The organism is Providencia sp. Je.9.19, assembly GCF_051129765.1.
In the GTDB taxonomy this organism is placed as follows: domain Bacteria; phylum Pseudomonadota; class Gammaproteobacteria; order Enterobacterales; family Enterobacteriaceae; genus Providencia.
Map to the genome: position 1 here is coordinate 1438075 of NZ_JBCPSS010000001.1, position 15770 is coordinate 1453844.

At 37.2% G+C, this 15770-nt stretch carries 15 protein-coding genes; 11 read left to right on the forward strand and 4 right to left on the reverse strand.

Annotated elements, in window-relative coordinates; genetic code table 11:
- Positions 1-170: 170 nt before the first annotated feature.
- Entirely contained in the window at positions 171-515 is a 345-nt protein-coding gene (locus tag AAZR93_RS06615; RefSeq protein WP_434719309.1) for a two pore domain potassium channel family protein, read from the forward strand.
- 800 nt (positions 516-1315) lie between these two features.
- Complete coding sequence (locus tag AAZR93_RS06620; protein ID WP_294110456.1) at positions 1316-2287, forward strand: FUSC family protein; 972 nt, start codon at positions 1316-1318, stop codon at positions 2285-2287.
- Positions 2288-2485: 198 nt separating this feature from the next.
- Here AAZR93_RS06620 and AAZR93_RS06625 read toward each other — a convergent pair whose 3' ends face one another.
- Complete coding sequence (locus tag AAZR93_RS06625; protein ID WP_434719310.1) at positions 2486-3199, reverse strand: GNAT family N-acetyltransferase; 714 nt, start codon at positions 3197-3199, stop codon at positions 2486-2488.
- A gap of 211 nt (positions 3200-3410) precedes the next feature.
- Positions 3411-4319 (reverse strand): hypochlorite stress DNA-binding transcriptional regulator HypT, encoded by a 909-nt coding sequence (gene hypT, locus AAZR93_RS06630; protein ID WP_294110453.1) that lies wholly within the window; start codon positions 4317-4319, stop codon positions 3411-3413.
- Between the two features lie 461 nt (positions 4320-4780).
- Here hypT and AAZR93_RS06635 point away from each other — a divergent pair, with 461 nt between their 5' ends.
- Together AAZR93_RS06635 and AAZR93_RS06640 are read left to right on the forward strand one after the other, a co-directional pair.
- A complete protein-coding gene (locus AAZR93_RS06635; protein WP_434719311.1) occupies positions 4781-5506 on the forward strand; it encodes an aspartate/glutamate racemase family protein in 726 nt (241 codons plus the stop codon).
- Positions 5507-5591: 85 nt separating this feature from the next.
- Entirely contained in the window at positions 5592-6893 is a 1302-nt protein-coding gene (locus tag AAZR93_RS06640; RefSeq protein ID WP_434719312.1) for an anaerobic C4-dicarboxylate transporter, read from the forward strand.
- 202 nt (positions 6894-7095) lie between these two features.
- Here the strand turns inward: AAZR93_RS06640 and AAZR93_RS06645 are convergent, their stop codons facing one another.
- Entirely contained in the window at positions 7096-7677 is a 582-nt protein-coding gene (locus tag AAZR93_RS06645; protein ID WP_294110445.1) for a phosphoglycerate mutase family protein, read from the reverse strand.
- 319 nt (positions 7678-7996) lie between these two features.
- Here AAZR93_RS06645 and hemP point away from each other — a divergent pair, with 319 nt between their 5' ends.
- From hemP to AAZR93_RS06680, 7 genes are all read left to right on the forward strand, one after another.
- The gene (gene hemP / locus AAZR93_RS06650) at positions 7997-8170 is read left to right on the forward strand and encodes a hemin uptake protein HemP (RefSeq protein WP_294110444.1); all 174 of its coding nucleotides are present in this window, start codon (positions 7997-7999) and stop codon (positions 8168-8170) included.
- A 454-nt stretch (positions 8171-8624) separates the two neighbouring features.
- The gene (locus AAZR93_RS06655) at positions 8625-10637 is read left to right on the forward strand and encodes a TonB-dependent hemoglobin/transferrin/lactoferrin family receptor (RefSeq protein ID WP_434719313.1); all 2013 of its coding nucleotides are present in this window, start codon (positions 8625-8627) and stop codon (positions 10635-10637) included.
- Positions 10638-10663: 26 nt separating this feature from the next.
- Positions 10664-11713: a hemin-degrading factor gene (locus tag AAZR93_RS06660; RefSeq protein ID WP_434719314.1), complete on the forward strand. Its 1050-nt coding sequence runs from the start codon at positions 10664-10666 to the stop codon at positions 11711-11713.
- A gap of 19 nt (positions 11714-11732) precedes the next feature.
- Positions 11733-12554 (forward strand): heme/hemin ABC transporter substrate-binding protein, encoded by an 822-nt coding sequence (locus tag AAZR93_RS06665; protein WP_434719315.1) that lies wholly within the window; start codon positions 11733-11735, stop codon positions 12552-12554.
- On the forward strand, positions 12551-13552 hold the full coding sequence (locus AAZR93_RS06670) for a FecCD family ABC transporter permease (protein WP_294110435.1): 1002 nt from the start codon (positions 12551-12553) through the stop codon (positions 13550-13552). Before AAZR93_RS06665 ends, AAZR93_RS06670 begins: the two co-directional genes overlap by 4 nt.
- A gap of 10 nt (positions 13553-13562) precedes the next feature.
- Positions 13563-14357: a heme ABC transporter ATP-binding protein gene (locus AAZR93_RS06675; protein ID WP_434719646.1), complete on the forward strand. Its 795-nt coding sequence runs from the start codon at positions 13563-13565 to the stop codon at positions 14355-14357.
- 230 nt (positions 14358-14587) lie between these two features.
- Complete coding sequence (locus tag AAZR93_RS06680) at positions 14588-14788, forward strand: HEAT repeat domain-containing protein (RefSeq protein WP_294110433.1); 201 nt, start codon at positions 14588-14590, stop codon at positions 14786-14788.
- Between the two features lie 104 nt (positions 14789-14892).
- Here AAZR93_RS06680 and fghA read toward each other — a convergent pair whose 3' ends face one another.
- Positions 14893-15729 (reverse strand): S-formylglutathione hydrolase, encoded by an 837-nt coding sequence (gene fghA, locus AAZR93_RS06685; RefSeq protein WP_294110431.1) that lies wholly within the window; start codon positions 15727-15729, stop codon positions 14893-14895.
- Positions 15730-15770 lie beyond the last annotated feature (41 nt).

The following is a 15770-nucleotide window of genomic DNA, read 5'->3' on the forward strand; positions in this document are numbered from 1 at the left end:
GCCAGTTAGTTTCAATAATGTTAGCTTAGCGGAAGTACAAATTGAAGCAAACAAAAGACCCGCGGAATTTGGCTTTACTTACGCCATCGCGATCAAGGCGGTAATTTCAGATAAGCTAACATAGATGGTATTATGCAATCACTTCATTAAATTACTTTGAGAGAAAAGTCATGTTTGAATCTAAAAATATGCCACTAATTTCATTCAGTGCATTTTTAAAACGAATGCTATTGCATTTTAGTTACGCACTTGCACTAGTCCTTGTTACTTTGCTAATAGGCATTGTCGGGCACATAGCCTTTGATTCGAGTATAAATTTACATGATGCAGTATTTAATAGTGCTTTTATAGCCAATGGCATTGGCCCATATATTGTTCCACAAAATATTTCAGGAAAGGTTTTTTTCGCTTTCTATGGTGTATTCACCAGTGTCGTCTTTATGACCACTCTAGGATTAATATTTGCACCTATTGCCCATCGATTATTACATAAATTTCATTTAGATGATGAATAAGAAAATCCATTAGAGTGGACTATTTTAAAACAGTTTCTACCAGAAATTTAAATGGTAGATGCTCATTCACCTCAGCAATTTTTATTGGACCATAAATATAAAGGTGATACGTCTATGTCTGGATGTTTTAATTCATTCTTCGCTTCCTTTTTCACTCCTCTAATTATTTTTATTATGGTATTTTTATATAACTATAATTTTTATTAGAAAGCCTTTAATCAAAGGTTTATTGTTCCATTTCCCGAACTACCATTTTACTCTAAGAACCTTTTTATAATCTAAATGTCTATTGATGCATAATCACAACTTTTTTGGTGCATATGAAAAGTCTATTTACGTTGATATCTGTATTTGCGATAGGTATTGCAGGGTATTTGGTTTATATAGCAGTACTTTATATTAAAGTACGCTTTTAGCAGCCTCAACCTCCCGTACTGCTTGCGCGACAAGTGAAAAACCTTGAACTAAGTTAAATTCATATCGACTACTTGTAATATTTGATATAAATCACTGATGATGTATTAAATAGTAGATTGGGTGTTATTATCGACACCACTTCAATAAGTGGATCTACACCCTTTTTGACTTTAGTGAATTTTTTTAGGTATTCTGATTTGGAATGATTTTGGAAGTGGCTCTTTTACTAAAATGATGCAAAGGTTACAATGAAGAAAACAACTATTATTAATATCTATAATCGAATAAATATTAGATATGATGCAAATGACTTAAGCACACATTTTAATCATAATAGCTAACGAATTAGCACATGCTTACTTCTCATCCAACTAGGTGAATTCATGGCGAAAGTCGCAGAAAGTTTTTATTTAACATTATGTCTCGTCATAAGTTTTATCATTACCTACTATGCGGCAGGCATTGATGCAACACTCTGGAGCTCACTATCAACTCTGCATGGCTACACAATATTCAATAAAGCCAATCAATATAAAAATATCATCTATTCGCTATTGTGTTCCTTATTGGTTTTTTTGGGTTCCGCGTTAGGCTACCTTTTCGGTTTTGACTCTCTATTTTTTATCGTCCTCTTCATATCGCCTTTTGTTTACTACCAGTTTTACAATATTGATTCATCATTAGATATGTCAATTAAGTACTTTATGATTTTCTACATCATAGGCGCAACACTTAATGAATCTAGTTTTGATGGCCTTGTAATAGGTCTACTAATAGGAACAATTATAACGCTTGCATTTTGCTACGCCATGAGTAAACGCGAAGAAATCACGCTATTTCAAATAAAGAAATACATCACACTAAAGAGAGATAAGTTATCTTATAATCAATTATTTCAGTCATTTATCTATTCTTTAGGGTTACTTTTATGTGTTTTAACCTCTAGAGCTATTAATCTTGACCATTTTTTCTGGGCTCCATTAACGTATATTTTTGTTTTAAATCCTAAGTTAACCAATATCATTAAGCTAACTAGAGACCGTGTTATTGGTACACTAGTCGTTGTTTTTCTACTCTATTTTTCCTTTAACCTCGTAGAATTTATGCCGTATATTGGCTTTGCACTCATACTCATTTTTGCTTTCTTGATCCCTATTAGTAATACAAAAAAAAATAACGTATTTGGTACATTTTGTCTTACAGGACTTGTATTATCCTTAATAGAAATGTCCATTTTCTTTAATAATGTAGATTATCACCTTTTACCTGAGAGAGTCATGGAAACGCTTATTGGAGGGATATTTGCAATTATATGTAGTTATTGCATTAAATTAATGATGAAAAAAAATAAATAATGACTTCTAAAATGAGTTACCCTTATTTTATCGAATGATAAAATAACTAAAGAACTTGACTGAAAACTGGAAATTTTAAAATAATCTATATAGGTTAAGTAGTTAAATAATTTAATCCGGTGACGGATGAAAGCTCCGTCAGCCCGTTTTAAAATTTATCTTTGCTTTTTTGAAAGTTATCTAAATTCCGTCTATATGTTAACGCAATATATTTTCTCGAATTTCTAAAAGTGTTTTTATTTGCCTTCCAGTGCCTGTAAAATTTAATGGTGATAACCATTGTTGCATAGTTTTATTGACGATATCCCATTCAGTATCAATAATTGAAAACCAATCTGTATCACGGTTTCGCCCCTTAGCAACAAGTGCATTTCTAAATGTACCTTCATATTGAAATCCAAGGCGTTTGGCAGCACGGCGGGAAGGCTCATTTAAGCTATTACACTTCCACTCATAACGTCTATATTTTAGCTCTTCAAAAACATATTTCATCAAGAGCCAATGCGCTTCAGTTGACATAATCGTGCCACTTAGTAGAGGCGAAAAGTGAACATGTCCGACTTCAATGACGCCATTATTTGCATCTATTCGCATAAGAGCAAATACACCTATGGCTGCCTGTGTGTTTTTATCTAAAATGGTAAAGAAAAATGGATCATTTTTCTGACATTTATTTTCAACCCACGAAAAATATTCAGCAAAATTTTTAGGCGCTTCATCAAACAACCATGTCCAACTTCTACCATCAGGCGATTTTAAAAATGAATTATATAAGCTTTCAGCATGATCCAAATTTAGAGGCTCAACCATACAATATTTGCCTTCCAACACAACGTCAGATGGCTGTGGACGAGGAGACCAATTTTTAACTAAATGACCTATTGGCTGTCCAAATTCATTCTGTGTGTACATAAAAACCTCTTTTTAATCGATTATCACAATTCTAGTGAAATGTTGATAACACTCAAGAACCAGTTTTTTGATATCATTAAGTACCAGTTCTCATCATCAATAATTTATTGTTTAGCTAGTCATGGATATCTAATAGCCATATGCTATCACTCATTTAAATACTTCACACAATAACCTATTACCTTAACGATGAATGAAAAACTTACTTTCTTTAAAGATCTTTTAAATCATCAGGAATATTCTTTTTTAAAATTCGCCAAAAATCTTCTGCGGTTTTATTTAATCTCGTATCCATTCGATAAATATATGCCTGAATAGGAATAGTTAGCTCTGGCGTATCAAGGCAGACTAATTTTTTTTCTTTCAGTTCATCAACAACAGAATAAATAGGTAACCAAGCGATACCATGTCCATCTAACGCCATATTTTTCAATAGCTCACTCATCGAGGACATAAATAATGTTTTAGAACTAATCGTCCCCGATTCACTTAATCGGCGATTAACTAACCTCCCCATATACGATGCACTCGTATAATTGAGTAACGGCACCTGTGGTTGATAAATATCGAATAATGGTGCTCCAAATTCATTTGTGGCACAAATAGGGTAAAGCTCAGACTCAAATACATTTAAACAACTAAAGGGGGGTTGCATAAGATCTTCATCATAAAAAGAGATAATAAAATCACTTTTCCCTTCCCGTAAGGTATTGACCACTTGAACAACATCAATCGCTTCAACATGATAAACAAATTCGCCACCATAACTTGATAGTGAATGAACTAACTTAGGTAACATAGTGAGTGATAATGAATGCGCCGCCGCAATTTTTATATTGGGAATACTGAGTACATTACGCCCTGAAAGCTCATTAAGATTGCATTCGAGTTGCTGTAAAAGACTCCGAGCTTGAGAATGAAAAACCTTACCTTCTTCTGAAAGCTGTAACGGTAATGTTGTTCTATCAAATAACTCAACACCTATAGCTTCTTCCAGTGCTTTTATTCGGCGGCTAAATGCAGGTTGAGAAATATTGCGCTGTTCTGCTGCGTGAGAAAAATGACGACAAGACTCTAAAGTTAAAAAGTCATATAGCCATTTCGTTTCTATATTTTTCATATTATTTGACCCTAATCACACTTTACGGCAATGATGTTTAATTAATTACTTTAATTTCATTGATAATTAAAGTTAATTATTAGTTACATTATTCGGTAATATTTGTATCTTCATTATTTGTATTATGCATAACCCTACTAATTTAAACATTACTTAAAATCAATTTATATTGCTTATATTCCTCACACTCCCTTCAACACTAGGGAAAATAGTCGCTCACTAAATATTCCCAATAAAATATAGACTATCTAAATTTATTTAATGCACATTTTGCATGATGCCATACATATTTGCATTTCTCTTACCCTATAAACACTGATAGAAATTAATTCCAGATTAAATGAAATCGTTAAATTTTTAATTAATCACATTTGCAACCTCATGTTAAATGAAATAGTCAGTCTATTATATTTATTTTAAATTGATCTTGCTGAGATATTAAATATTCAGGAGTAATTATAGTGAAAGGATTAATTGGCGTACTCGGTGGAATGGGTCCAGCTGCAACTGTAGATTTATTTAATAAATTTGTAACATTCACTACTGCAAATAATGATCAGGAACATATCCCATTAATTATATCTTCTATTCCCGATATTCCAGATAGGACAGAGGCTCTTTTAAATCACGGTATATCTCCGTTACCGGCTATGACCGACTATCTTAAAAGGCTCGAAGGTGCAGGTGCAGAATGTATTATAATACCTTGTAATACAGCACATTTTTGGTTTTCAGAGTTAAAGAAATCATGTCATGTAGAAATGCTAAACATCATTGAAACAACCATGAAAGAAGTGCTTTTAACAAAAAAAAAATCAATTGGTTTATTAGCAACCAACGCAACGCTATACATGAATTTATATCAAAAAAACATTGAAGACAAAGGACTTAATTGCATTACACCAGATGTTAAAAATCAAAAAAAAGTAATGGAAAGCATTTATTTATTAAAATCTGGAGATTTCAACCTTGCAGAAACCTTAATGAAAGAACAAGCCAGTTTATTATTTTCCCAAGGGGCAGAAATAATAGTATTAGGATGCACTGAAGTACCAGTCATTCTTGCTAATGAAGTTAAAAATAGTCCTGACAAATATATAGACTCTACTGGTTCATTAGTACGTGCTGGAATTGAATGGTATGAAAACAGAGTCGGAAAAATAAATTTAAAAACAAATAAGAATTAACAATAAATACTCATGTGTAGTATCAAATTATAACAACTAAATTTTTCAATTACTAATGACAATATATTGTCTATTGGAGACGATTATGGTTTGGCTAGAGGTCATTGTTGTATTAGGTGCTATTTTCTTCGGTATTAGAATGGGGGGAATAGGTATTGGTTTATGTGGTGGATTAGGATTAGCAGTATTAACCATTGGATTTGGCTTACCTATCGGTTCACCACCCGTTGATGTTATTTTAATTATTATGACAGTGGTTGTGGCGGCCTCTGCGCTTCAAGCTGCGGGAGGTATGGATTTTTTAGTTCGTGCTGCCGGTACCTTTATGCGAAAAAATCCAAAATATATTAATATCATTGCGCCCATTACAACTTGGGTAATGACAATTATGGCAGGGACTGGTTTCATTGTATTTTCCATGCTTCCTGTCATTGCTGAAATTGCAAAAGACTCAGGCGTTCGCCCTTCAAGGACACTAGCAGGCTCCGTCGTTGCCTCTCAGATTGCAATATCAGGCTCTCCTATTAGTGCAGCAATGGCGGCCATGTTAACTATAATGGAAGGAAATGGTGTCACTTTTATTGTGGTGATGTCGGTTTGTCTGCCCGCTTCTTTTGTCGCGGCAATGGTAGCGGCTTTTATTGCATCGCGTCAGGGTTGTGAACTTGAAGATGACCAGGTTTATTTAGAACGTCTACAAAAGGGCTTAGTCCATAAATATGAAGAGAAAAAAGATGACAGTACAACAAAAGAAAAATTCTCAGTTGTTCTATTCTTATTAGCCACCGTCGCCATTGTCATCTTGGCCGCATTTCCTCAGCTACGTCCAGGTTTCGATATCGATAAACCGATGGGAACACGCGATATCATCATTATTTGTATGTTGAGTGCTGCGTGTTTGATGGTGATATTTTGTAAGACTTCACCTAATTCCATCGTACTCGCGCCAACCTTTCGCTCAGGTATGAGTTCGTTAGCGGTCATACTCGGTATTGTGACATTGGGAACGACCTTTGTTGATGCTCATATGGAACAAATCAAAGAAATTGCGGGAGATGTACTCGCAGCCTACCCAATACTGCTTGCATTAGTTTTATTTTGTACCTGTGCATTATTATATTCACAAGGCGCAACAACACCTTTAATTATTCCACTAGCAATTGCATTAGACGTACCGACATGGGCAATTTTAGCTTCATTTGTCGCGGTAACGGGGGTCTTTGTACTACCGACCTACCCAACCTCCTTAGCAGCCATAGAATTTGACTCAACGGGATCAACTAGAGTGGGTAAATATATTTTAAATCATCCGTTTATGTTACCTGGGCTCGGTGGGATTATCGCTGGTGTGGCTTTTGGTTTTATCATCGCGCCAATGATTGTGTAATCAACTAATATTTGTATAACAGATTTTATTTCTCGAAAATTGAATTATTTGGCTTCAAACCCATTAGGTTAATTCGTACCTAATAAGAATGAAGCCTTTTTTCATCATGATTAATACGTTAAATTATGAACTTAAGGTGGATAAAAAAGCGTTAGCAACCAGAGTTTATCTCAACACTTTTATCGTCATAAAATACAAATAATTAATCAGGGCATTTATCAGAAACGTTATTTAAGCCTTGCTGTTTATGTTCGAAAGTAATTGTTTTAGTACCGTTATCTCGGTTAATTCGAAGAATATAGATACTGTCAAAATCACTACCAGGCCATTTAGGAACCAAGTCAGCATCACCACCTTCATGTTTCATAATATCTTTTGCAGCTTTAACCAAATTGTCATGCTCCCAAGCAATAAAAATAACTGAATTTTCATACTGTTGGCTTAACAATTCTTTGCGTAATTCTTTTGTCTCTTTTGCATGAAAATTAAGATGAATAGGTAGTGAAACTTTAATCGCTGTCGGGGTGATCGTTTGAACTGCACGTAATGAACTGCCTAACTTACTTTGTTTAGGTGCCGAAGCAAATAATGCATCTGGCTGACCAAATTGGCTAATCAGTACGCTAGGCAAAGCTAGAGCACGGTTTAAGCCTTTACAAGTTAATTGTCCGCTATCATTATTGGGTTTTTCACCATGTCTTACAAAAATAATAGTTTGCGTTGAAAACGCTATCTGACTGAATCCCATGATAAATAAACCTAAAAATATAAGTGCTTTGTTCATATATTTACACCCTTACTCAATGAATGAATAACAACGCTAATCATAGTATAAATACACCTGTACTATTAACTAACCGAAATTCTAAAAGCTTAAATCGTTTTACACCAGATATTTTCAATCGAGCAAATTAATTATTTATTTAGCTTCAGCCCTACAACGGCCACCTATTCGATTGTACTTCTTTAAGTATATGTTATTCCTTTAACATGTAGACCTTTTGTTATTTCAATGTGAAAAATGCTTGATATCGATAATGATTTTAAAGATAATGATTATCAGTATCATTTTTATTATCAACAAATTTAATGTGGTAAATAATATGACCAAGCCACTTGTTGCAGATAGCATCGAAATAATCAAGCAACCGATAAAAACTGACGTGATAGAAAGCCAACAGCTATTGGGTCCGACAGGTAAAGTTGAAATACAGCATCGTGGTGAAATTTATCAATTAAGACAAACACGTACCGGTAAATTAATTTTAACCAAGTAATGTATTAAGTTAATAAATATACAATATATTCCGCAAGCCACCTAGGTCGTATATCCAGGCAGCCAGCTTAATCGAGTACATAAGGAAAGGGTTTCTTATGGTGTTTAAACTGGTGTCAGCTTTTGGGATATTACCTGCCAATCGATATCATCTTGTCAAATCCCTCATCGCATTAAGCCATGATTGGGCAAATTATCACATTGCCTATAGGGTCACACAACACCAACAAAAACAACCGCCTAACCAAACTCAAGCCACGCGCCTTTTAGCCGAAAAAACTCATCTCACTTGTTGTTTAAATAACAAGTTAGTTCTCTATTTTAATGTGAGTTATCAACGACAACTAATTCATAACTAAAACAAAAATATCATCAATTCATTTTGTATGTCGGTGATGGCAATTAATAGTGCCCCGATAAAATGAATCAATAAACTTTTGCGGAGTATCACTATTATGTCTCATGTATTACGTGTGTCAGTTTTAACCAGTGCGATTGTTTCAATTATAGCCAGTGCTCATGCAGAAACAGCGGTACCAGCTACAGCAAAAAATAGTCATGAAGTGATGACTGTTTATGCAACAGGAAATGAAAGAGATAGCTTTGACGCCCCCATGATGGTGACGGTAATCAAAAATAATTCTCCTGAAACACAAACCGCGAGCACGGTGAATGATATCTTGCGTAAAGTGCCCGGGATTGGAGTGACAGGAACCAGCCGTGCGAATGGGCAAGATATTTATATGCGCGGCTTTGATAGACGCGGAATTTTGACTTTAGTTGATGGTGTTCGCCAAGGCACTGATACTGGACATATGAATGGTACTTTTGTTGACCCTGCCCTAATCAAGCAAGTAGAGATTATTCGTGGCCCTTCAGGACTATTATACGGTAGTGGCGCGATGGGCGGTGTAATTGCATGGGAAACCGTCGATGCTAAAGATTTACTGCGTGAAGGACAAAACAGCGGTGCTAGGGTATTTGGCTTAGGAGCAACAGGCGACCACAGTTTTGGATTTGGTGGCACGGCTTTTGGTCGTACCGATAATCTTGATGGATTATTCAGTTTTGTGACTAAGCAAGTGGGAGATATTCGCCTAAGTAATGGCGATGATATGGATAACAAAGAGACTATCGCAAACTTACTGGCAAAAGGAACTTGGCAGTTAGATGACGCACAAAAACTGTCAGGTCAGATGCGTTATTATGATAACGACGCTTATGAGCCTAAGAATCCACAAGAAATTAGCACCAGCAAAAGTAATTTAAAAGTCAATCGCACCACTCGCCAACGTGATGCACAAGCTACTTATCAACTGAATCCTGAATCACAAGACCTACTTAATCTTAAGATCACGCCTTATTATTCAGATATTAATATCACAGCAAAAGGTGTCGGTACCAATTACGAAGGCAGAACTCAAAAAACTTACGGATTGAAATTAGATAACCGTTCCAATTTTTATGACTTACCTGTTGCCGCACATAATTTAACTTATGGTAGTGAAGCTTATAAACAAAAGCAAACGCCTTACGCGTCAGCAACACAATTCCCTGATGCCGATATCACTTTTGCTTCAGGCTTCTTACAAGATGAAATCACCTTAAAAGACTTACCAATTTCATTTATTTTAGGTACAAGGTATGACCATTATAAAGCCAGCGCTGATGGCCATGATGATGTTAAGAAAGGTAAATGGTCTTCTAAAGGTGCGGTAAGTATTACGCCGACTGAATGGTCAATGCTATTTGCTTCATATTCAGAAGCGTTCCGTGCACCCACTATGATGGAAATGTATAACGACGAAATCCATTTCCAAATGGGGCCGATAGTTAATAGATGGCGTCCAAATCCAAACTTAAAGCCTGAGTCGACCAGTACAGCTGAATATGGTCTTGGACTACGTTTCGATGATTTAATGATGGAACGTGACAATTTACAATTCAAAGCTAGCTACTTTGATACTAAAGCCAAAGATTATATCAATACAGATGTCAATGTTGATTTTAAAAACCTAGCCAATAACTACACCACATCAATCAATACCAAACGCGCTAAAATTTGGGGCTGGGATGCCTCTATGGATTATAAAACTGACTATTTTAGCTGGAATTTAGCCTATAACCATACCGAAGGTAAAGATGAAGCCAATGGCAAATCTATAACCTCGATCAAACCCGATTCAGTCACCAGTAATATCGCAGTTCCTATTGACGATAGTGGTTTTGCAGTGGGTTGGTTAGGCGAATTTACACGTCACACTGACTTCAATACTGCGGCTAATGTGCAACAACAAGCCGGTTATGCTGTTCATGATTTTTATGTCAGCTATCAGGGTGAAGGCCAACTCAAAGGTTTAGGTACTAGTGTCGTCTTAGGCAATGCCTTTGACAAAGAATATTATTCATCGCAAGGCATTCCACAAGATGGACGTAATGCCAAACTGCTTGTCAGCTTCCAATGGTAATTCACAAAAAAATTAAGGAGATACCCGTGAATTCAGCACTTTTCGAGCGTTACCAACAGGCCAAAACAGAAAACAAAGCAAAATACGCTCGTGATCTAGCCGCTTATCTCGAGGTTTCAGAAGCGGAATTACTGCATAGCCGTGTGGGTCATGATAAAGCTCAACGTCTTAATGTTGATGCCCCAACCTTACTCACCGCTTTAGCGGCAGTAGGACAAGTCAAAGCTATCACACGCAATGAATATGTCGTTCATGAACAAGTTGGCCGCTATGACAATGCGAAATTTAGTTCTCACGGTGGTTTAATTTTAAACCCTCGCGCATTAGATTTACGCATGTTTTTCTCTCACTGGGATTCTGTATTTACCCTCAGTGAAGAAGCTAAAAATGGTGAGCGCCACAGCATTCAATTTTTTGATAAACAAGGTGATGCACTACATAAAGTTTACACCACAGATGAAACAGATCTAGCGGCTTGGAATGCATTAATCGAGCAATATTCCACGACCGAGAACCCATTACTGGAACTTGAAGCGGCTAAGCCTTATACCACTCAACCGATCAGTGATGAGCTTAAACAGCAGCTAGAACAAGAATGGCGCAATATGACGGATGTGCACCAATTCTTTATTCTACTCAAGAAAAATAATTTGAGTCGCCAACAAGTGTTCAGTGCTGTCAGTGATGATCTTGCATGGAAAGTGCCTACAGATTCATTTAATCAATTGGTCAATACTGCTTTTAATGACCAAAACGAAATTATGATTTTTGTTGGTAATCGCGGTTGTGTGCAAATTTTCACAGGTCAAATTAAGCGCATCATGCCTTATCAAAGCGAAGGTTCAGATCTCAAATGGCTGAATATTTTTAATCCTGATTTCACGTTACACATGATCGAGAATGATATCGCTGAATGTTGGGTGACACGTAAATCAACACAAGATGGTTTTGTCACCAGCCTTGAAGTCTTTGATAAAGATGGCAATCAAATCGTTCAAATGTATGGTCAACGTACTGAAGGCACGCCAGAACAAGAACAATGGCGAAATCAAGTGATGGCATTGCCTCACATTTAACCAGTTAGGTAATTTAATAATGAAACAATGGCTTCTAATGATCGCGACGCTGATAGTGTCCGTCAGTGCACATTCGGTTGAACGTATTGTCACCCTTGGCGGCGATGTTACTGAAATCGTGTATAAACTGGGTGCACAAGACCAACTCGTTGCACGCGATAGTACCAGTCTTCACCCCGAGCAAGCACTCGCCTTACCGGATGTAGGCTATATGCGAATGCTTAACGCGGAAGGTGTGCTATCAATGCGCCCAACGCTAGTGATTGCCAGTGAACTCGCGAAACCGTCGATGGCTTTAACACAGATAGAAAAAAATGGTGTCAAAATCATCAAGGTTACCGGAAAGCCTACTTTAGAAGCCATTCCAGAAAAAATTACCACCGTAGCAAATGCTGTGGGGAAAACACAGCAAGGTCAGCAACTCGTTGAGCAATTCAACCAAGAGCTAGCCAAAGTCAACACCGCACCAATTAATAAAAAAGTATTGTTTATCATGAGTCATGGTGGTGTTCTACCCTTAGCTGCGGGTCAACAAACTGCCGCTGATAGTCTAATAAAAGCAACTGGGGCCAAAAATGCGATGGCAGCATTCAATAGCTATCGTCCATTGTCTCAAGAAGGTTTTATTTCCAGCCAACCTGACTTAATCATATTCACCGAAGAAGGCGTTAAATCACTCGGTGGTATCGATAAAGTTTGGCAATTACCGGGAATAGCCATGACACCAGCTGGTAAAAATAAAGCCTTATTAGTGGTCGATGATGTGGGAATGCTCAGTTTTAGCCTAGGCACGCCAAAAGTCATGCAACAATTACGCGAGGCGTTAGAGAAGTCCCAATGAGTCGCTTTAAACACCCTTTACTTGTGATTGTTGTTTTATTTATCGTGCTTTGCGCCATCGCGTTGATTGCATCCAACGCGGGTGCAATGAATTTGTCATTAAAAATGCTATGGCAGGCATCAGCAACAGATCCAGACTGGCAAGTATGGCTAAATATTCGTTTGCCTCGTATTTTATTAGCCATTTTAGTTGGACTGGCGCTTGCTGTTTCTGGCGCTATCATGCAGGGATTATTCCGTAATCCACTGGCTGACCCGAGCCTACTAGGGATCAGCAGTGGCGCGGCCTTGTGTGTCGCCGCATTTATCATTTTTTCACTTTCACTACCCAGTGTATTGCAAAGTTATGGTCATATTGGCGCAGCATTCATTGGTAGCTTAGTGGTTTCATTGATTATTTTTAGTTTAAATCGCAGCTCTAACGGCAATTTAGCGCGATTATTACTGGCTGGAATAGCGATAAATGCACTTTGCATGTCTTTTATCGGAGTGCTCAGTTATATCAGTAATGACCAACAATTACGGACTTTTAGTTTATGGATGATGGGCACACTCGGTAATGTTGATTGGACATCCCTTTCTATTGCCGCATCAGTGATCCTGCCCATCAGTTTTATTTGTTTATGGCAAGGTAACAAATTAAATGTTCTACAATTAGGTGATGAGGATGCACATTACCTTGGTTTAAATGTCGAGCGCAGTAAATTTATTCTGTTATTTCTGAGCGCAATGTTAGTGGGCTGCGCTGTCGCAATGAGTGGCGTGATTGGTTTTGTCGGTTTAGTGATTCCCCATTTGATCCGCATGACATTAGGTCCTGACCATCGCTGGTTGATCCCAGGCTCTGCCATTGTGGGGGCAACGCTGCTATTGGTGGCAGATACCATCGCTCGTATTGCTGTTGCACCAGCTGAAATCCCTGTTGGGCTATTAACGGGCTTGATTGGGGGGCCTTATTTTTTATGGTTGATCCTACGTCAACCCGTCGGGAAGGTTTAACGATATGGAAATGAAAATAGAACCACAATCTACATTGCTTGAAGCCAATCACTTAAGTTATCGCATCAATAATAAAACATTAATTGACGATATAAATTTTTCTATCAAACAAAATGAGATGGTGGTGATCATCGGCCCTAATGGTGCGGGTAAATCAAGCTTATTAAAGCTATTGACGGGTTATACCCATCCAACGCAGGGAGAATGTTTGTTAGAAGGCCGTTCAATTTCCGAGTGGGATAGCAACGCGTTAGCACGAAAACGAGCGGTAATGAAGCAACAGAGCCATTTGCAATTTGCTTTCACCGTTGAGGATGTGGTTGCTATGGGAAGGACGCCTTACGGTTCAGAACATAAGCACGAAGCCATTGAAGAATCCTTAATACAAACTCACTGCCAGTTATTACGTGAACGCGATTATCGCCAACTTTCGGGAGGAGAACAGCAACGGGTGCAATTAGCCAGAGTACTTGCTCAGCTTTGGCAGCCAACAGCCAGCCCTGCATGTTTGTTTCTCGACGAACCGACTTCGGCTCTCGATTTGTACCATCAACAACACAGTTTACGATTATTACATCAACTGACTCGCGAGCGTCCATTAGGCGTGTGTTGTGTCTTACACGACCTCAACCTTACCGCCTTATATGCAGACAGAGTGTATTTAATTCATGAAGGAAAACTGGTTGCAAATGGTACACCTACTGAAGTATTAACGACAGATAACTTAACTCGTTGGTATAAAGCAGATTTAGCCGTTAGCCAGCACCCTGAATATGCAACCCCTCATGTCTATTTACGCCATTAAATTACCATTATTTGAACAAATTTAGCATATCAATAATTGTACCTGAAAAGTTATCTATTAACTGATTAAGGTGCCATTTTTATACTTAGTAAAAATAATTAATAAACTCAATAAATACGATGCTAATAAAATCGTAAAAAATCTTTTTTTTATATTTTAAAACTAACTATTCTGATAATTTAAATATCATAAGACATTAAATATAACTTGAATTATCACTCGGATAGATTATGGAAAACAATATTGTTAATACGTTGATTAATTTAACAAATAGAACAAATGATGATATAAAAATTGCTGCAATTAATGCACTGGGAGAATATAAAGCAGCAATTGGTCATAAAACTGCAATTGAAAGATTACTTCTATTATGCAAAGACCCTAATAAAAACATCGCTATTTCAGCAATAAACTCCATCAGTAAACTTTAACATTAACTTAAATATTTATTATTAACTAGCTCAATAATATTAATATGGCCAATACGCTATTCTTATTCATGGGTGAAACCTATAACAAGTTCCACCCTTAATGACTATTTGACGTCGTTTAAATATTTTGCATGAAAAGTAATATGTTCACCGATAAAACTACTGATAAAATAATAGCTATGGTCGTACCCATCACGTAAATTTAATTGATAATGATGCTGTTTTTTATCACATGCTTCTGCAAGTAGCTCAGGTTTAAGCTGCTCATGATAAAAAGAGTCGCCCGTCCCAACATCCACTAAAATAGGTGGAATTGTAGTGGCTTCATTCAGTAAATTCACCGTGTCATAACATAACCACTGAGTACTCTCTGCACCTAAATAAGCGGTAAATGCTTTTTGTCCCCAAGGCACTTGGGAAGGCGCAACAATCGGTGAAAAAGCAGATAAGCTGGTATAGCGAGACGAGTTACGCAGGCCAATCATTAATGCTCCGTGACCGCCCATGGAATGCCCAGAAATTGCACGCTTATCGGATGCGGGTAAATGTGCTTCAACCAAGGCTGGTAACTCAGAGACAATATAATCATACATCTTGTAATGAGTGCTCCACGGTTTTTGTGTCGCATTCACATAGAACCCCGCACCTTGACCGAGATCGTATGCCTCATCATCGGCAACATCTTCTCCGCGAGGGCTGGTATCCGGTACGATTAAAATAATACCATGCTGCGCGGCAAACTGTTGTGCTCCCGCTTTAGTGATAAAATTTTGTTCGTTGCAAGTAAGCCCAGACAACCAATAAATAACCGGACATGATTGTTGTTCAGCTTGCGGCGGTATATATGCAGCAAATTTCATTGAACAACCTAACACATCCGATTGATGTTGATAAACATCCTGCCAACCACCAAAACAAGCGTGGCGTTCAACTCTTTCCATTAGTACTCCTATTAATAACTCAGATATAGGCGCTAAATTGC